Below are 19,050 nucleotides of genomic sequence, written 5' to 3'. Positions count from 1 at the left end.
ATATTATCAAAAACGAACGTTTATAAAACTTATTCACATAGAGAAATTATAGTTTAATAATCACATTCGTGCTCCAATTATTAAAACAACCAAAAGAAGTTTATATACGACAAAATCTCCGGGTATATGAAAGGACAATTTTGTGAGAAACTAATAGTACTACAACTTTTTAGGGGGATTTTCAATGAAAACTGTTTTTTCTCTTAAAGTCCCATCCCGCAATTTTAGTCTTTTAAATATATTGGAACTTTATAAGCTTTGCCAAAGTTGTTCTAGTGACATTTATATTTATGCCAAAGATAAAAGTTGTATGGTCGAACGTCTGCCAAGCCTAGTTTCTTTTGTAATAAGTCTTCATTGTCGGAATCTTGTGATTGTGATAGAAGGAGAACATTCCATGGAGGATAAGGTTCTTCTTGAACGTTGTTAAAATCGATTGATCCTTCTCAAACTAGAAGCTATACAGTGAACTCTTAATCTCGGAAGGGGTTACTTTATTTTGGTGTATCGTCAAGAATATGCGGATTTACAACATTTAGGAATAGAAATATAAAAAAGCCTAATTTCCTCAATGATTTAAGCGAGAAATTAGGCTTGATTACTTCATAAACGTGCCCGTTTCTTGAATAAGAAAGGTTATTCTTTCTCCACAATCCACCTGGACAAGGGTGAATCTACATGTTTGATAAAAGTTTGAATGTTGCGGATCGTATGTTAAAGTGACAATTTCTAAACCACATAGTTCAGATTCTTTCAATAATTCTTTCACTAACTCAACAACACATCAATTTAAGGCATTTATCAATGAGTTTCCTGTATTAAGTTACTCATTTTCTTCTGTAGCAGCAACCTTACTTTGGGATTCACTAACACTCCTACTATGAATTAAAAATTCTATGATAGATTTCCATTGTGGGTTAACTTGTTCCCAATCCTCTCCCCAGTTTTGTTCAATAAATTGGTAAGCTCTATATGGTTTATTATCACTAACAGGTTTATAACCTAAAAGGTCCTCCATACATTCTTCCAATACAATAACTTGGTCTTCGTTACCAACTGCTTCTAATATAAACTTATTAAATCCAAAAGCCTTTTCTGTTCCAGCATCCCTATCATGAATAACAAATGGATTAATTCCTAATGCTTTTAAGTATTTCACCAAAGAGATTATAGTTGCTTTACCTCTTGCTCTAACTACTTCCCAATTATATGAAAATTCTTTATATAAATCTTCAGGCATCCTTGAAAGTGTTTCACGAATAACAACCTCCTCGGTGTCACCTTCGATTATTAATACATTTCTCGTAAAAAATACTTTAGTTATACTATCATCTATCTTAAGTAACATTTTTATATAAGTTTTATCGTCAGTTAGGAGATTCTGAAATGCTTCACTAACATTAAAAGGATTTGCAACCACCTTATCTATTTCGTAATTATCTCTGTTCTGTGATACATAAGATTGTACCAAATAAAAGGAGTTCAATACTTGATTTGTATTTTTGCTAAGATCAATCATATAGGGGGAATGCGTTGTACAAATAATTTGATTATTGCTGTCAGTTGATAACTCATATATAGTGTCTCTCATTTGACGAGCAGCTTGTGGATGCAAGTAAATCTCTGGTTCTTCAAATGCCACCAATAACGGTCTTACGTATTCGTTAGATTTTCTTCTTTTATTATTCTCCCTAATGCTTCTGTACCTAAGCATCGCAAATATTGCTGAGCGAACTACACCTGCACCTTGATAATCAACAGAAGTATTTATATTACTACCTAATTGAACATCAAACTTTGGGACGATAACTTCGTTAGGATTCGATAGGTTAGCTTGAGCATAGAAGGAGGTTTCCGGAAATACATCTCCAACAACTTTATTAAGATCAGAAAGTAAGAGAGCAAAATCACTTTTTTCATCTGTAGGATCCAATTCCTTAGCAAGCTCTCCTAAGTAATACTGGGCTTGACGAAAATTCTCAGAATCATCCCTAACATCTTCAAAAAGACTCTTTAAAGTTTTCATAAGGGCTCCATTATTTCCGGATAATTCTTCTGCTTTCGTTTGATCAGGAATCAATAAAAATTTTGGAAGTCTACTAGTTACGTTTGCTGGTATACCTCCAGGATTCTCAAACCATTCCTCCTCACTCTGTTCTATTTCAAATAGTTCCTCAACACCATAATCTTCGAGTTCCCTTAACATTTTTGAACTCATATTCTGAGAATAATTTTTATCTGGAAATAAAGAATCAATTATACTTTCATCGATGCCTTTATCTATGTAATCTTGGATTGTCTTACATCCACTAAATGTTTCTTTCTGGATGCTTTTAAACTGTTTCATTTCAATAACATTATTTTTACCTTCTTCAAATGTTTTTCTGTAAAAAATACTGTAACCTGTCTCTTCATCATCACTAGAAACTTCATATTTAAAAAGACGTTGTCTATTAAAACCTCTCCAACTTATAGACTCTGATGGAACATTTCTAAATTCAGCTGTAATAACAACTTGATCACAGATTTTTTCATTTTCCCCACGTTCATTTAAAATGCAACAAAAATCATTGTTAGACATCTTTCTTGTATCACCAAGTAAGTATTCAATTGCTTTTAAAACTGAACTTTTGCCTACATTATTTGATCCTATCAAAAACGTTGCATCAGAAAATAATACCTCAGTTTGTAAGTGCCTTCTAAACCCCTCAATTTTTAGCGAATGTAGTCTCATTTTCAACCTCCTAGTAATAATTTACTGCCTAAATTATACCATATTTTAATAGAAAATAATGTTAAAAAGGAGATTTTTTGTCAAAAGCGCGTATTTTACTTTATTCATGTATATGGACCTATGTATGAAAGGAGTTATCTAGTGTTTGTAAAAGTACACTTTTACGAACATGTAATTTTTAATAAAAAGCGACTGTTTTTAACGTCCGTAAAACTATAAAAATGATTTACGGACGTTCTTTTGTTTTTATATACATTTCCGAACGTTTTTTAGTAGAATAAGAGTAAAAATGAAAGGAGACTCAAATGGAAATTCGAAAATTCGGATACATTCGAGTCAGCAGCAAAGATCAAAACGAAAGACGACAACTTGAAGCCATGAAAAAAATGGGTGTGGATGAACGAGACACCTTCATTGATAAACAAAGTGGGAAAAACTTTGAACGATCCCAATACCAATTGCTTAAAAGAATTTTGCGAAAAGGTGATGTCTTATACATTCACTCCTTAGATCGATTTGGACGTAATAAAGAGGAAATATTACAAGAATGGAATGACATTACGAAAAACGTTGAGGCGGACATCGTGGTATTGGATATGCCTTTGCTAGACACGACTCAATTTAAGGACAGTTTAGGCACTTTTATTGCCGATTTGGTGTTACAGATTCTTTCATGGATGGCACAAGAGGAACGGGACAGGATTCGAAAACGGCAACGTGAAGGAATTGATGCAGCTCTCAAAAATGGTATTTCTTTCGGTCGACCGAAAGCTAAAATTACAGAAGAGTTCAAACAGGTCTATAATCGTTGGAAATCAGGAGAGATTACTGCGGTAAAGGCAATGCATTATGTAGGAATGAAAAAGACAACTTTTTATAAACTGGTTAAGGAGTATGAAAGTGTCATTAAATAGTAGTATTAAAAAGGAGTCAACCTCAAAACCGCCATCCGAGCAAAGTTTAACGCCATAAAGGGAAAATATTAGAAATCATATTATAAAACCCAGATCAAGATGCGAGTTCGTCTTAATCGGGGTTGTTTTTCCTTTGAAAAGAATGTTTCTGCGAGTAAAAGATATCACACATCTTAATTACAACATTCCCCTATTTAAAATATTCTAAATATTCATTATTGACAAAATAATATAAGAGCTATACAATAATGAAAACGTATTCAGAATACGTATTCAGAATACGTATTCATTTTCAATAAGTCTGATAGAAACCAACAATAGATTTACATAATAGATTATTGTTTGATAGGTTCTCAAGTCAAAATAAGAGGAGTTGATAGGTCTTTTTTATAACAATCAAAATGTTTCTAAGTATGTTGCGGACGGATGACTTTGTATGACTAAGACATGACCAGTGAAGGGTAGATAAACATTGTTTGAGGAGGCTTCCAATGGTTAGAAGAAAGATTGTTCAATTTGTAATTGTTTTAACCCTCATATTTTCCTTGGGGATTTCCGGATGTAGTTGGGGATCCAGTGAATCATCCGGTAATACAAACGCTAAAGATAATGGAGACAAACCTTACGCAGGGACAACGATTAGAATAATGGTTACACCTGGGACCGGTCAGTATAATGCCTGGAAATCTAGGACAAAAGAATTCACACAGAAAACGGGTATAAAAGTAGAGTTTGTTGATGTCTCGTTTTCTAAAATGTTGGAAAAAATTACGACAGATGGAATCTCTGCAAAAGGTTACTATGATCTCGTTAATTTCATGGGAATGTGGGGTCCATCTATCCAGCAGTTTTTACAACCTCTCGATGAGTATATTGAAAAAGATGATTTTGACTTAAGTCGATGGCCTGATGTTTTTGTAGAAGGTGCATCCTTTGGTGGGCATGTTTACGGATTACCAATGAGAGGGCATCCACAAATGTTGTTTTATCGTAAGGATACCTTTAAACAATTGAATCTTAAAAAGCCTGAAACTTGGAATGAGGTAGTAGAAATGGGCTCAAAGGTTGTTGAGAACACCAACCAATCAGGTATCGTACCGTACTATGGAAGGGGAAATAATGGACAGAACCTATTCATGTGGACCGCTTATTTATGGAGTAACGGTGGCAATATATTTGACGAGGATTGGAAACCGGTTTTTAACAGTAAACAAGGAGTTGAGGCCACAAAAAGATATATCGACCTATTATTAAAACATAACATTGCACCGACTGGATCAATATCATTTAATGAACAGGATGCAATGAACCACTTTTCACAAGGTAAATCCGCAATGTGGCTTGGATGGTGGTGGGCTTATGGAACATTCAATAATAAGGAAGTTTTGGCCTCTGAAGTAGTGGGTAATGTCGGTTACTCATCTGTTCCTAAATGGGAAGGCAAGGAAAGTGTAGCGAATGCACTAACTTTTCCAACTGGTATTATGAAAGCCTCAAAAAATAAAGAGGCGGCGTGGGAATATCTTAAATGGCTTGCAAGTCCAGAAATGGACCTTGGTATTGCAATGGATTCTCTTACTAATAAAAGTGCGGCCAAAGAGCATTCAATTGTGGTCACCCAGGTTAACAGCTTAAAAAATGAGAAACTTAATGAACTTACAGATGGAATGTATAAAGTCGCTTTGAAGAACCTTGAGAATGCACGTACATTACCACAAATCAAGGTTTGGCCAAAGGTTGCAAGTATACTTAGTACGGCAATATCAGAAATGGCATCGGGAGCTCCGGTTGAAAAGACACTTAACGACGCACAAAAGCAGGTAAAAGAGGTCATGGAGAGAGGCGGATACTATAAGTAAAAGACCTATCCACTATCTAGAGATGAAGCCTTTTACCTATAGCAACCAGGAGTCGGTCCATGACGGAGTTTTCTGCAGGCTCTTGGTATATTCCTAAAACAAAAGAGGGAAACAAATGAAAAGCAACTATTTCAAATATCTTCTGTTGGCTCCAGCACTCATTATCATGGCAGCGGTAACGGTATATCCCCTGATTAAGTCTTTTTGGATCAGTCTTCATGAATGGAAATTAACTGATTCTCTAGAAATTGGTCCGTTTATAGGATTGGATAATTATTTAAGAGCTTTTTCAACACCAGAGTTTTGGAATAGCATAAAAGTTACCTTAACTTTTACGTTTTGTACCGTTGTTTTAGTTCTGCTACTGAGCATTGCTGTTGCACTATTCTTAAGTAGAGAGAAACGTCATTTGTCATACATTAGGGCAATCTTAATAATTCCGTTTGCCTTAAGCCCTGCGTTAGTTGGAATTTCATGGCGTTTTATGCTGAATCCTGAATACGGTCTATTCGACCATATTATTGGTTTTTTTATACCTCCCCTTGCAGATACAGTTTGGTTGGGAGAGCCAGGGTTTGCAATGGCGGCACTAATATCAGTTGTTATTTGGATCTGGTTGCCATATATGAGCTTAATGTTTATCAGTGGTTTAATGGCGATGCCAAAAGAATTATTTGAAGCTGCAAAAGTAGATGGTGCTTCTTACTTTCAAATACTTATGCATATAAAAATACCGATTCTTAAACCTATTATTTTAATTGCAGCTATCCTAATGACAATGTTCACTCTTAAGCAATTCGATCCAATTGTAACATTGACCCACGGTGGCCCGGGAGACTCAACGGAAGTTTTAAACTATCATGTATATAAAACTGGATTCCGATACTTTGATATGGGGTATGCTTCAGCACTCGGGTATATTTTAGCATTGATAACTGTGTTGTTTGCAGTGGCTTATATGAGAAAACTAGTGAAAGGGGAGGGGTGGAAATGATGGACACACCAATCAAGATTGAAAAGCAGAAAGAGTTGAAGAATTCCTTCTCAGGTAAAGGCCATGTGGTTTTAGAGATCATCGGTGTTCTCCTTATTTTGCTCTTCCTTTTTATACCGATTTTATGGATAGTGCTTACGGCTTTTAAACCTCATCAGGATGTGTACTCTTTAAGTATTTTTTTTCAGCCAACATTAGATAATTTTAAAGCAATTTTTAGCTCGCCTTATAATATTGAAAAGTATTTTGCCAATAGTGTAATCGTTGTTGTTGTAACTTTACTTATTTCCATTCCTATCAGCATTAGTGCAGCATATTGTCTTTCACGTTTTCGTATCCCTGGCAAACAACCTCTTATATTCGCCATCTTGGCTACTCAGTTTGTGCCTTTGGTTGTTGTTGCGATTCCATTCTTTGTTATGTTTAGAAACTGGGGATTATTAGACACTACCTTAGGACTAATTATTATTAATGTGGGACACACCATCCCTTTTGCAATCTGGCTGATTAAAGGTTTTATTGACAGTATTCCGACTGATATAGAAGAAGCTGCAGCCATTGACGGATGTAACCGGTTGAGAATTATATGGCATGTCTTAATGCCTCTCGCAAAACCTGGGATCCTGACTGCAACAGTCTTTTGTTTTGTTGTTGTATGGAATGAATTTATGTTCTCCTTAATTTTAACAAACCAGGAAGCGGTAACTCTACCAGTCGCCTTAACATTTTTCTCGGGTGAAAAAGGAGTTATATGGAATCAAACAGCCGCGGCCGGATGTATCATTGTATTGCCCACAATTTTATTAATGCTTCTTGTTAGGAAGCAGTTTGTACAAGGAATTATGTCTGGAGGCATTAAATAAGTTCAGGTAATTAAAGGAGGTGATTGATAATAGTGTCATATCCGGAAAATACATTTACTAAAAGAACTTGGAAGACAAAAGATGTGAACGAGAAGGTTTTTTATGGGGACATTGATGTAGTAAATAGGTTAGGTTATCAAGACTATAATGAGTTCATAAAAAATACGGAACGGAAACAAAGCATGAATGGCTTTGATAAAACTTATCTGGACTTTGTAGATTACATTCTCAAGATTACACACCGTATTTGGGAAGAAAAAGGGGTAGGCTTAATCTACGATACCTACCACAATGATATAAAGGTTCACTTCAATACCTGCACTATGAAGGGAATAAATAAGGTAGTGTCAAAAACACTTCAGTCGCTGCATGCATTCCCCGATGAAAAAGTTGTCGGAGAGAATGTGATTTGGTCTGGAGACGATGAAGATGGGTTTTATTCCTCCCATCGCCTTTCTTCTACTTCAACCAATTTAGGTAACAGTAGTTATGGTCCCGCTACTGGGAAAAAAGTTGCTTATAGAGGGACAGCAGATTGTTTTTGTTACGGGAACCGAATTGTAGAAGAATGGATCGTTGGTGATACTCTGCATATAGTTCAACAACTGGGATTGAATCCAGTTGAAATAGCAAAAAAACTAGCAAGGAATGCTACTAATTCACCAGCCTTGCAGACGAGCTTTGGTGCTGGCGATACGATGGAAGGTCAACTAGTACCAAACGTTTATACAAGGGAGTACAGTCAATTTGAAATTGGCGACTTTATCCTGGAGGTTTATAACAAACTATGGGAACGGCGGTTCTTTGATTACGTTAGAAAGTTTTATACGGATAACTCCACGGTAAATTTTGTTGGGGGTAAAAGATTAGTTGGGACCCAACAAATTCAAGGAATGTTTATTAGCTTATTCGCTTCTTTCCCAACTGCAAGGTTTGTCATCGAACGAGTCACTTGTAACCAGGGAGGTACTCCTAAGGATTGGGATGCAGCAGTACGCTGGAGGTTACAAGGAATCCACGAAGGTATTGGTTATTTTGGTCAACCAAGCGGTAAACCAATTGAACTCCTGGGGATTAATCATGTTAGGGTCAGGCATGGAAAAATTATTGAGGAATGGATAACGTTTGATGGGATGGACCTTTTAAAACAAATCTACTTAAATTGTGACAGTAAACTTATATAGTTTTCTTATGTATTGCAAGAATATTATAATGGGATGTGAAAATGAATGGCCGAACTAAAAGAAAAACAAGCATCAACAAAAAGTGTCGAGAAATCCAAAGAAGAAGGTAATAAAAATAATGGAAGATGCTCGAATAAAAAGGTTTTTTATGGGGACAGTAATGAAGTTAATAGATTAGGCTATCAAGACTATAATGAGTTCATAAAAAATACAGAACGAAAACAAAGCATGAATGGCTTTGATAAAACCTATGTGGACTTTGTAGATTACATTCTCAAGATTACCCACCGTATTTGGGAAGAGAAAGGTGTAGGGCTAATTTATGATACCTACCATAATGATATAAAGGTTCACTCCAGTACAAACACCTCCCAAGGAATAAACAATATGATTTCTAGTACAATGCAATCATTGCACACTTACCCTGATAAAAAAGTAGTCGGCGAAAATGTGGTCTGGTCTGGTAATGATCAGGATGGTTTGTATTCCTCCCATCGAATTACATCAGAGGGAACAAACCTAGGTGCAAGCATATATGGACCTGCAACCGGAAAAAAGGTAGCTTCAAGAACTACAGCGGATTGTTTTTGTTACGGGAACCGAATTGTAGAAGAATGGATCGTTGGTGATACCCTGCATATAGTTCAACAACTGGGATTGAATCCAGTTGAAGTAGCAAAAAAACTAGCAAGGAATGCTACTAATTCACCAGCCTTGCAGACGAGCTTTGGTGCTGGCGATACGATGGAAGGTCAACTAGTACCAAACGTTTATACAAAGGAGTACAGTCAATTTGAAATTGGCGACTTTATCCTGGAGGTTTATAACAAACTATGGGAACGGCGGTTCTTTGATTACGTTAGAAAGTTTTATACGGATAACTCCACGGTAAATTTTGTTGGGGGTAAAAGATTAGTTGGGACCCAACAAATTCAAGGAATGTTTATTAGCTTATTCGCTTCTTTCCCAACTGCAAGGTTTGTCATCGAACGAGTCACTTGTAACCAGGGAGGTACTCCTAAGGATTGGGATGCAGCAGTACGCTGGAGGTTACAAGGAATCCACGAAGGTATTGGTTATTTTGGTCAACCAAGCGGTAAACCAATTGAACTCCTGGGGATTAATCATGTTAGGGTCAGGCATGGAAAAATTATTGAGGAATGGATAACGTTTGATGGGATGGACCTTTTAAAACAAATCTACTTAAATCCTGAAAAGGATCAGTAATCGTAAAAAAACAGCTAGATGTAGAAAACCGGCAGCAAGGCTGCCAATCAAAAGATCCTTGTCGGACAATGCCATTTAATATACTTGTCACATTAAGTTTTGGTTTATTTTCAATAATCCAATCGAAATGGTAAAATGATAACGCATTCAGAGTATTCAGAATACGTTTTCAAATCATTAATGTAGGAGTCAATACACACTTACATTAATTTGTAGAAAAAAGATCGTTTTGAAAGGATCCTGAAGATGAAGATCACCGTTAACGATATAGCTCGTGTTGCGAAAGTATCGCAAACTACAGTTTCTAGAGTTCTTAATAATTACCCACAAATAAAGGAATCTACACGAAAAAGGGTTCTCGATGCCATCGATGAATTAAAGTTCACTCCTGACTCTGTTGCTAGAAGTATGGTAACAAACAAAACAAACACTTTAGGGTTAATAGTTGGTGATATCTCGAACCCGTTTTTTGCAGAGTCAGCAAAAATTATAATCGGAAAAGCCCAAAAACTAAATTATGATGTAATAGTTAGTAATACGAACCATGAAGATGGAAATTTAGATCATTCCATTAGAACATTAATGAGTAAACGTGTTGACGGAATATTAATATCTTCTGTTAATCGAACAAGTACAATAATTAAAGATTTATATGGGTTAAATTTTCCAATAGTCTTGTTTAATAGTAGGGTTGAGGATGAAAGTTCAAACTATATCGTCCTCGACAACAAAAAAGGAGCAATGCTAGCTGTTGATCATCTAGTAGATTTGGGCCATAAGAAAATCGCCTTTATAAATGGACTACCAAAGTATCTAACCCTCTTTGATCGTTATGTAGGATATAAAGCTGCATTGAAAAAACGAGGCATCGACTACAGACAAGATTATGTTTATGATGGGGCATTTTCCTATGACAAAGTTTATGAATTCGTAATTGAATTATTGAGTAGGGACGATAGACCAACCAGTTTTTTTGCAACTTCCGATCAAATGGCTTTAGCAGTAATGGATGGAGCAGCAAGCAAAAATATTCGTATTCCAGAAGAGTTATCGATTGTAGGCTTTGATAATATGAGTATCTCCTCAAATCGATATATTGGTTTGACAACAATATCACAACAAAAGGAAGAAATGTCCTTAACCGCCTTAGAAAAACTTCTATTGTTAATTAACAAACGTGAATCCGTAACACTTCCTATACAAATAACGTTGGAACCTGAACTTATTGTTCGTAATACAACAGGTTTAGTTCCAAAAGGGTAAAAAATTTATAGATTGATAGCCAATTAAATTGTATTAAATGTTGAGAACGCATCAATATCATTTAGTGATATTGATGCGACTTCCATAGTAACCGGGATACACAAGTTAATGTTAAACAACTAAACTAACCGAAGATTTGTAATTACTAGGAGTTATATATAGAACAGATCCGTACCTGGCTTTAATGTGATAGTTGTTGCAATGGTTTGGGATAATTCTAATGAATTGCTGAAGTACGTATTCATTGAAGATTGTGGAAAATTTTGATGCCTGCCTATGTTCGATTTTTACGGGGGAACAATAAATTCGGAAAGTAAATTATAAAGGAGTGCAAACATGACAAATTCAGTTTTAAACGAAACGGAAAACCAAACAAAAGCAACAGATGCTGAGACCACTAATAGCCAAAAGGTCGCCCATGAGAAGGTTTTCTATGGGGATAGTCAGGAGGTAAACAAGCTAGGCTATTCGGATTATAATGAGTTCTCGGTAAACAAGGAAAAGAAGCAAAGTATGAGAGGTTTTGACGATGAGTATTTAGATATAATTGACTATATTATTAAATGCACCCACCGCATTTGGGAAGAGAAAGGTTTTGGTTTAATTTATACTCACTACTCGAATAGGACAATTTTACATACCGGTAACATTAACTCACACGGGGTTAATTCGGTAGTTTCCGGATCAATTCAAATGCAGCATGCTTTTCCCGACAGAAAGGTAGTTGGAGAAGATGTCATTTGGTCAGGTAACGACAGAGAAGGTTTTTATACATCCCATCGGGTTTTGTCTTATGGTACCAATTTAGGAGGGAGTGTATTTGGACCTCCGACAGGTAAAAAGGTTTCCTTTAGAGTTATTGCAGATTGTATTGTCCATTCCAACCGAATTGTCGAAGAATGGCTTTATAGAGATTACTTTTCCATTGTTAAAAAACTAGGAATTAATCCAGTTGAAGTTGCTAAAAAACTTGCAAAAAACACTAAGTATAATGCACCTACATTCCAAGGAAGTATCGGGTCCGGAGATCCGATGGAAGGACAGCTAGTGCCTCAATTATACACCAAAAAGTACAGTGATTTTGAGATCGGTGATTTTATACTAGAAATGTACAATAAGGTGTGGGAATGTCGTTTATTTAATTACGTTACGAACTTTTATGCTGATCATGCCGTTATACATTATATTAACGATCAAGATTTGATAGGATTCGATCGGATTCAAGAAATGATTATCAGCCTGTTTGCTTCTTTTCCTTGTGCCAAATTCATCATTGAAAGAGTAACATGCAATCAAGGTATTTCTAAAAATGAGTGGGACGTATCAGTCAGATGGAGATTACAAGGTCTACATGAAGGAATAGGTGTTTTTGGAAAGCCAAGTGGTAAACCTGTTGAGATTCTTGGTGCAAGTCATCTCAAAGTACGGGATGAAAAAATTGTAGAGGAATGGATTGTATTTGATGCAATAGATGTCTTAAGGCAAATCTATTCAAGTAGCGATAATGAATTTAATGAGGACAATACAATTGTAAATATAAATGGTTATACAGAATTGATTAACTCCCTTTAACCAAATAAATTATTTAGGATTTAGAATTGTTGAAACGGGGAATTAAAGAAGGCACAAGCTACTAAGATTCAAGGGCTTTTTTGGGTTTAATCATGTTACCCCTAAAATATATGAAATATCCAATTTCCTGATATTTGGGTCTTGGTAGCCACTAATTCTACTAGGACCCCTCATTCTGTATCCTCGATTATTCCTTATAAAAAGTATCCATTTGTTGTTTACTGTTGTAACATAACCTTGTTAATTACAACCTAGAACTTTGATTCATCCCATAACAAAGCTACGTTGTTTTCTTTCTTCATGAAGTTTTCTAGGCAAATTTTCTTAACGTTGTAAAGTCCGTCTTGCTGTAAGTTAAATTGTTAAAGTTCAAGTTAAGATCCAAATACAACACATAAAAATAAATAAATTTGCAATTATCAGAAGATTGGGATACAATTAGTTTTGAATCCGGATTCAATATTATTTTTATCGATTTAATATACCTCAATCTGAATTCAATAGGATAATAAGTATTACAGTAGATGAAAGGACTTTGATCTATGAAAGGCAGAACTAGTGCATATGATGTTGCAAGTAAAGCAGGAGTTTCACAATCGACGGTATCCAGAGTACTTAATGATTATCCACATATTAAAGAATCAACAAGACAAAAAGTGCTTGTGGCGATTAAAGAATTAGGGTTTACAAGAGATGAAATCGCAAGAAGCCTCGCAAGTAAAAAAACGAGGACGATTGGTTTGATTGTTGGAGATATAACAAACCCATTTTTTGCTGAATCGGCAAAGGTGATTACAGGAAAAGCACAAGACATGGAATACGATGTAATCCTCTGCAACACAAACCATAAAGATGAGAATCTAGAAAAATACATTCAAACGCTTATCGGGAAACGAGTCGATGGTATCATCATTGCATCTGCAGATAAAGATAATCAAAAGATAAAAGAACTTTATGATCAAGGCTTTCCTGTTGTCCTCTATAACAGCATGATGAACCATGAAAAAGTTAATTACATTGCAGTCAATAACTACAACGGTGCAAAGCTTGCAGTTCAGCACCTCTATCAATTAAACCATCGTAATATTGGTTTTATTGCAGGTCCATCAAAATATTTAACGACCCATCTTAGAAATTTAGGTTTTCAAGATGGACTTAAAGAGTTGAGGATCAATGTGAATAGACAATTCGTATACGATAAGGAATTCTCTTATGATGAAGTCTATCAGTTTACAAAAAAACTGCTGAAAAAACCAACTCGGCCTACCGGTATCTTTGCGGCTTCAGACCAAATGGCACTGGCAGTTCTAGATGCAGCGACCAGTGAAAATATTGATGTACCACAAGAACTATCTGTAATTGGTTTTGATGACATTGATATGGCTAAAAACCAATTTATCGGATTGACTACAATAACGCAGCCGAAAGAAAAAATGGCTACGCTTGTTTTGGAAAAACTGGTATCGCTAATTGAAAAAAGTGATGATTTGGAATCTCCTATTCAAATTTTATTGGAGCCTGATTTAATACCACGAAGAACAACAGGGATTAACCGTTTTAATAATGAAAATTAAAATAAACAAACATGACTTGTGCTTGGAGGGATCAATTTGACACACCTTACTGAACTACAGGGGAAAAGGGTTTTAGTTACCGGCGGCAGTAAAGGAATTGGCAAGGATATTGCCCTTGCATTTGCAAAGCTTGGAGCAACGGTCACTATTACCGGCCGAAATGAAACAACCTTGTCAGCAGCCGTTCGGGAAATGGAAAAGCACAGTCCTGAATGTTTTTCAATTGCAGCGGATATGCAAAACGTATCGGAAGTAACTAAAATGGTTGACGAGGCTGTTCGGTTAATGAACGGTTTGGATGTAGTCGTTAATAATGCAGGGGTCAACATTCCAAAGCCCGCAATGGAAGTGACAGAGGATGACTGGGATTCGATTATAGATACGAATCTTAAAGGAAGTTTCTTTTGTACGCAGCGTGCCGGAAAGTATATGATTCCAAAAAAAAAGGGGAAAATCATCAATATTGTTTCCCAGATGGCCTTTGTCGGATATATCAAACGGGCAGCGTATTGTTCTAGTAAGGGGGGAGCGGTTCAGCTCACAAAGGCGCTTGCAGTAGAATGGGCACCTTACAACATAAACGTTAATGCCGTCGCCCCAACGTTTATAGAAACGGGATTCACTGCTAATATGTTTGAAGACAAAGACTTCCACCAAGATGTTTTGAATCGAATTCCTTTAGGAAAATTAGCTCAACCATCAGATGTTACGGGGGCTGTCCTTTTCCTTGCATCTGATATGGCGAACTTTATAACAGGTGAAACGATCAAGGTCGATGGAGGATGGACTGCCATTTAATTTTTCAATCGAATACTATTGTTATTAAAATTTTTTTGAGTTATTTTGAATGCGGATTCAAACAGCTATTACTTAAAGAAAGGGAGGAAGAACAATGTCAAAAGTAGATGAATTACACTTAGAGAAGCAAGATGTAAAAAACTTTCGAAGTCAAAAACCGCTTCATGACAACGTCTTTTACGGGGACTCAAATGAAGTTAATCCAGTAGGTTTTGCAGATTATAACGAGTTTTCAAAGAACAAAGACCGGAAACAAAGCATGAACGGATTTGATGATGATTATGTAGACTTTGTCGATTATATTATGAAAATTACCCATCGGATTTGGGAAGAGAATGGAATCGGCATTATATATCAAACGTACCATAACGATGTGGTTATGCATGCTGGAACCGTTAATGTTCAAGGGGTCAATGAGGTAGTATCGGGTACACTTCAAACCTTACATGCGTTTCCTGATAGAAAACTAATTGGGGAAAATATCATCTGGTCCGGTAATGATAAAGAAGGATTTTTATCATCGCATCGGATCGTCTCGAATGCTACAAATCTAGGGGCCTCAAGTTTTGGACCTGCAACAGGAAATAAAGCCTTTTTCAGAACCATTGTCGATTGCTTTGTCCATTCGAACAGGATCGTAGAAGAATGGCTAGTTAGGGACAACCTGTATATCGTAAAACAGTTAGGCTTTGATCCAGTATCCGTAGCAAAAAAACTTGCCAGGAATTCAGAAAATAAAACACCAGCACTGCAATCACGTTTTGGAGCAAGCCAAACAATGGACGGACAAATTATGCCTAAAGTGTATACTCCTAGTTCAGAGGATTTTGAAATCGGTGACCTAATTTTAGAGATGTACAACAAAGTTTGGGAATGGCGACTGTTCAATCACATTAAAGACTTCTACTCGAATAATGCGGTCGTCCATTATATTTGTGATAAAGACTTGGTCGGAGCAAATCAAATTCAAGGAATGTTGGTTAGTCTTTTCGCTTCGTTCCCAAGTTCGAAATTTATTGTTGAAAGGGTGACGTTCAATGAAAGGCCTTCTGAAAATGAATGGGATGTAGCGGTCAGATGGCGACTACAAGGACTTCATGAGGGGATCGGATATTTTGGTCAACCGAGTGGAAAACCGGTTGAGATTCTCGGAATTTCCCATTTATTGGTCCGCAATGGGAAAATTACAGAAGAGTGGATCACCTTTGATGGCCTTGATGTTCTAAGACAAATTTACTTAAACACCGATGATGAATTTTATAAACCAGATAAATCGGACCAAATAGGGTTAACAAATGGTGAATGCAATCAAGTGTGAATCATTTTGCCAATCTTTTGAATGCGGATTCAAATATGGGAGGGAAAATAATGACTACGCAAACATTACAAAAACAACAACAGGTAACCAACATCACATCACAAGATTTCTTTATGCCCGGCAATCTTCGCCTTGGTATTGACACATTCCACACACTAGTAGACGAGGTTAAAAAGCTCGAGGTACAAAAAATAACCATCATTAGTGATAAGGGGTTAGAACGTGCGGGGGTCGTTCAACGGGTTCTCGATTTAATCGATCCTTTGGGACTCGAAGTTACCACTTTTACAGAAATTACAGGGGAACCCACGTTTAATTTGCTGAAGAGTGCAATCAGGTATGTGAAAAAAGAAAATAGTGAGCTTGTGATCGGGATTGGAGGAGGAAGCGCCCTTGATGTTGCTAAAGCCACAGCAGCACTTGCAGATAAGGAAGATGTATCACCTTATTTAAACGGTAGGGAAACGGTAAATTCCCGGTCCGTAAAGTGTATTTTACTGCCAACGACATCTGGAACTGGCTCGGAAGTGACGATGAATGCAATCTTTGGAGACGAAGAACAGGAATTAAAGCGGGGACTTGTCAGTAAATGTTTTTTACCTGACCTAGCTATTGTTGACCCTGTACTTACGCTTTCATGCCCTTCAAGAGTAACAGCTGCCTCGGGGGTTGATGCATTTACCCATGCGATTGAGTCGTATGTTGCAGTCCGCGCGACACCATTAACGAAAATTTATGCTGAGAGAGCGATGAAACTCTTTTCCTCTAACATCACGAAAGCTGTGCACAACGGTAAAGATCTTAATGGTCGTGTAGGAATGAGCTGGGTTAGTACTTTGGCTGGGGTGTCTCTTGCAAATGCCGGTGTAGGTGCCGTTCATGCGTTAGCCTATCCGCTAGGAGGAAAGTATCACATCGAACACGGCGTCGCCAATGCGCTGCTTATGCCGTTTGTTTTTGAAGTGACAGGAACTACCTGCACGGAAGAAATGATCGATGTTGCAACCTACTTACAGCTTGGTGATTTTAACAATAATCCCCACAACGCCTTGGATGCTGTAGTTCAATACCTATATGGACTGTTGGAAACGCTTGACCTTCCGACATCATTGTCAGAGCTTGGAATTAGACAAGAAGACTTACCGCTTCTTGCCCAGCAATCCTCAACAATCGATCGACTGTTATCAAATACTCCCTATCGGTTAACAGAACAAAAGATTCTGCAAATATATGAAAAAGCGTATGAAGGGTATTAAAAACTAGGAACGAGGGGTGATGAAAATGTTAAGGAATATTGAAAAAAAGAAGTTATTCATTTCGGGTAAATGGCAGGAAAGCAGGGATTCTTACGAGTTAAAATCTCCATATAATGATGAAGTTATCGCAACTATACCACTTTCTACTCCAAGAGAAGTTGAAGAGGCGCTCGATAGTGCGAAAAAGGGGGCGTTAACCATCAAAAGCATGACGTCCCTTGAACGGTCGGAAATACTAGAAAATGTTTCACTGTTATTCAAAAAGCGTTCTGAAGAAGCAGCTGTAATTTTGGCGAAGGAATGTGCAAAGCCACTAAAGGCGGCACGTGCCGAAATTGCAAGAACAATCGAAACGTATAAATTTGCTGCTGAAGAAGCGAAACGCATTAATGGCGAGACAATTCCAATGGATGCAGCGAAAAACGGGAAAGATCGCTTTGCTTACACGGTCCGCGAACCATTAGGTATTATTGCTGCGATTACACCTTTTAATTTTCCATTTAACCTTGTCGCACATAAACTAGGTCCTGCGATTGCAGCAGGGAATTCAGTGGTTCTTAAACCGGCGAACCAGACGCCTTTAAGCGCATTATTGACAGCGGAAATTTTTGAAGAGGCTGGTTTACCTGCAAACGTATTAAACGTTGTAACCGGAAAAGGGAGTGTCATTGGCGACCTGCTTATAAAGGACAAGCGTGTCAAAATGGTCACATTCACAGGAAGTCTCGAAGTCGGGCTAGGGATTAAAGAAAAAGCTGGTCTTAAAAAAGTAACACTTGAGTTAGGCTCAAACTCTGCCGTCATCGTTGACAGTACAGAGAACCTGGATTCCGTCGTTAATCGCTGCGTGGAAGGGGCTTATAGTTTTGCCGGTCAAGTATGTATTTCTGTCCAACGGATATACGTGAAGGACGAACTATATGACCAATTTATCAATAAATTTATCGAAAAGACCAAACAGCTTATAGTTGGGGATCCAATGTCCGAGGATACAGACCTTTCCGCTATGATACATCACAATGAAGCGAAAAGGGTGGAAAATTGGCTGCTTGAGGCAGCACAATCAGGAGCTGTGATTGCGTACGGCGGGAAACGTGACAAAGCCATATTGGATCCTACCGTTATCACAGGAGGGTCGTCAAAATTATCTATCAGTTGTCAAGAAGCATTCGCACCAATTGTTAATATCCTACCTTACAAAACGTTGGATGAAGCGATTGATTTTGTCAATGATTCCAACTACGGTCTCCAAGCCGGGGTTTATACGACATCTGTTCAAAAAGCGTTTGACGCTGTAAATCGTATTGAAGTCGGGGGGGTGATGATTAACGACATTCCAACATACCGTGTCGATCAAATGCCGTATGGCGGAGTGAAAAACAGTGGAACAGGACGTGAAGGAATAAAGTATTCGGTTGAAGAAATGACGGAGCTAAAGCTTGTCACGTTCAAACTGTAACTTGATGGTGCCTGTTATTTTATCAATCTATTTTT

The 19,050-nt window shown here is 37.2% G+C and carries 15 protein-coding genes; 14 read left to right on the top strand and 1 reads right to left on the bottom strand.

The features are described 5' to 3' along the window. Positions 1-184: 184 nt before the first annotated feature. Positions 185-430, top strand: a complete 246-nt coding sequence (locus ACJROX_RS27160; RefSeq protein ID WP_408008306.1) for a hypothetical protein — start codon at positions 185-187, stop codon at positions 428-430. 393 nt (positions 431-823) lie between these two features. On the opposite strand, the gene ACJROX_RS27155 is transcribed toward ACJROX_RS27160, so the two are convergent. Next, positions 824-2,734 (bottom strand): ATP-dependent nuclease, encoded by a 1,911-nt coding sequence (locus ACJROX_RS27155; protein ID WP_408008305.1) that lies wholly within the window; start codon positions 2,732-2,734, stop codon positions 824-826. Positions 2,735-3,039: 305 nt separating this feature from the next. On the opposite strand from ACJROX_RS27155, the gene ACJROX_RS27150 reads away from it, so the two are divergent. From ACJROX_RS27150 to ACJROX_RS27090, 13 genes are all read left to right on the top strand, one after another. Then, entirely contained in the window at positions 3,040-3,648 is a 609-nt protein-coding gene (locus ACJROX_RS27150) for a recombinase family protein (protein ID WP_408008304.1), read from the top strand. 491 nt (positions 3,649-4,139) lie between these two features. Continuing rightward, positions 4,140-5,507: an ABC transporter substrate-binding protein gene (locus tag ACJROX_RS27145; protein WP_408008303.1), complete on the top strand. Its 1,368-nt coding sequence runs from the start codon at positions 4,140-4,142 to the stop codon at positions 5,505-5,507. A 115-nt stretch (positions 5,508-5,622) separates the two neighbouring features. Beyond that, on the top strand, positions 5,623-6,501 hold the full coding sequence (locus ACJROX_RS27140; protein ID WP_408008302.1) for a carbohydrate ABC transporter permease: 879 nt from the start codon (positions 5,623-5,625) through the stop codon (positions 6,499-6,501). After that, entirely contained in the window at positions 6,498-7,364 is an 867-nt protein-coding gene (locus ACJROX_RS27135) for a carbohydrate ABC transporter permease (protein WP_408008301.1), read from the top strand. The genes ACJROX_RS27140 and ACJROX_RS27135 overlap by 4 nt, the downstream gene beginning before the upstream one ends. A gap of 32 nt (positions 7,365-7,396) precedes the next feature. Beyond that, a complete protein-coding gene (locus ACJROX_RS27130; protein ID WP_408008300.1) occupies positions 7,397-8,548 on the top strand; it encodes an ester cyclase in 1,152 nt (383 codons plus the stop codon). Between the two features lie 45 nt (positions 8,549-8,593). After that, on the top strand, positions 8,594-9,775 hold the full coding sequence (locus tag ACJROX_RS27125; RefSeq protein ID WP_408008299.1) for an ester cyclase: 1,182 nt from the start codon (positions 8,594-8,596) through the stop codon (positions 9,773-9,775). Positions 9,776-10,021: 246 nt separating this feature from the next. Then, entirely contained in the window at positions 10,022-11,038 is a 1,017-nt protein-coding gene (locus tag ACJROX_RS27120; protein WP_408008298.1) for a LacI family DNA-binding transcriptional regulator, read from the top strand. A gap of 336 nt (positions 11,039-11,374) precedes the next feature. Then, entirely contained in the window at positions 11,375-12,610 is a 1,236-nt protein-coding gene (locus ACJROX_RS27115; protein ID WP_408008297.1) for an ester cyclase, read from the top strand. Positions 12,611-13,152: 542 nt separating this feature from the next. Next, positions 13,153-14,184: a LacI family DNA-binding transcriptional regulator gene (locus ACJROX_RS27110; RefSeq protein ID WP_408008296.1), complete on the top strand. Its 1,032-nt coding sequence runs from the start codon at positions 13,153-13,155 to the stop codon at positions 14,182-14,184. 36 nt (positions 14,185-14,220) lie between these two features. Continuing rightward, on the top strand, positions 14,221-14,982 hold the full coding sequence (locus ACJROX_RS27105; RefSeq protein ID WP_408008295.1) for an SDR family NAD(P)-dependent oxidoreductase: 762 nt from the start codon (positions 14,221-14,223) through the stop codon (positions 14,980-14,982). Positions 14,983-15,076: 94 nt separating this feature from the next. Then, positions 15,077-16,300: an ester cyclase gene (locus ACJROX_RS27100; protein ID WP_408008294.1), complete on the top strand. Its 1,224-nt coding sequence runs from the start codon at positions 15,077-15,079 to the stop codon at positions 16,298-16,300. Positions 16,301-16,350: 50 nt separating this feature from the next. Next, on the top strand, positions 16,351-17,556 hold the full coding sequence (locus tag ACJROX_RS27095; RefSeq protein WP_408008293.1) for an iron-containing alcohol dehydrogenase: 1,206 nt from the start codon (positions 16,351-16,353) through the stop codon (positions 17,554-17,556). 25 nt (positions 17,557-17,581) lie between these two features. Next, on the top strand, positions 17,582-19,015 hold the full coding sequence (locus ACJROX_RS27090; RefSeq protein WP_408008292.1) for an aldehyde dehydrogenase family protein: 1,434 nt from the start codon (positions 17,582-17,584) through the stop codon (positions 19,013-19,015). Positions 19,016-19,050 lie beyond the last annotated feature (35 nt).

This window comes from Pseudalkalibacillus sp. A8, from assembly GCF_045920555.1.
In the GTDB taxonomy this organism is placed as follows: domain Bacteria; phylum Bacillota; class Bacilli; order Bacillales; family Fictibacillaceae; genus Pseudalkalibacillus.
This window is presented reverse-complemented; position numbering and strand designations above follow the sequence as displayed.

Bases quoted from the DNA above. Each gene is read 5' to 3' on its own strand.
- ACJROX_RS27160 (WP_408008306.1), top strand. From the start codon at position 185: ATGAAAACTGTTTTTTCTCTTAAAGTCCCATCCCGCAATTTTAGTCTT.
- ACJROX_RS27155 (WP_408008305.1), bottom strand. From the start codon at position 2,734: ATGAGACTACATTCGCTAAAAATTGAGGGGTTTAGAAGGCACTTACAA.
- ACJROX_RS27150 (WP_408008304.1), top strand. From the start codon at position 3,040: ATGGAAATTCGAAAATTCGGATACATTCGAGTCAGCAGCAAAGATCAA.
- ACJROX_RS27145 (WP_408008303.1), top strand. From the start codon at position 4,140: ATGGTTAGAAGAAAGATTGTTCAATTTGTAATTGTTTTAACCCTCATA.
- ACJROX_RS27140 (WP_408008302.1), top strand. From the start codon at position 5,623: ATGAAAAGCAACTATTTCAAATATCTTCTGTTGGCTCCAGCACTCATT.
- ACJROX_RS27135 (WP_408008301.1), top strand. From the start codon at position 6,498: ATGATGGACACACCAATCAAGATTGAAAAGCAGAAAGAGTTGAAGAAT.
- ACJROX_RS27125 (WP_408008299.1), top strand. From the start codon at position 8,594: ATGGCCGAACTAAAAGAAAAACAAGCATCAACAAAAAGTGTCGAGAAA.
- ACJROX_RS27120 (WP_408008298.1), top strand. From the start codon at position 10,022: ATGAAGATCACCGTTAACGATATAGCTCGTGTTGCGAAAGTATCGCAA.
- ACJROX_RS27115 (WP_408008297.1), top strand. From the start codon at position 11,375: ATGACAAATTCAGTTTTAAACGAAACGGAAAACCAAACAAAAGCAACA.
- ACJROX_RS27110 (WP_408008296.1), top strand. From the start codon at position 13,153: ATGAAAGGCAGAACTAGTGCATATGATGTTGCAAGTAAAGCAGGAGTT.
- ACJROX_RS27100 (WP_408008294.1), top strand. From the start codon at position 15,077: ATGTCAAAAGTAGATGAATTACACTTAGAGAAGCAAGATGTAAAAAAC.
- ACJROX_RS27095 (WP_408008293.1), top strand. From the start codon at position 16,351: ATGACTACGCAAACATTACAAAAACAACAACAGGTAACCAACATCACA.
- ACJROX_RS27090 (WP_408008292.1), top strand. From the start codon at position 17,582: ATGTTAAGGAATATTGAAAAAAAGAAGTTATTCATTTCGGGTAAATGG.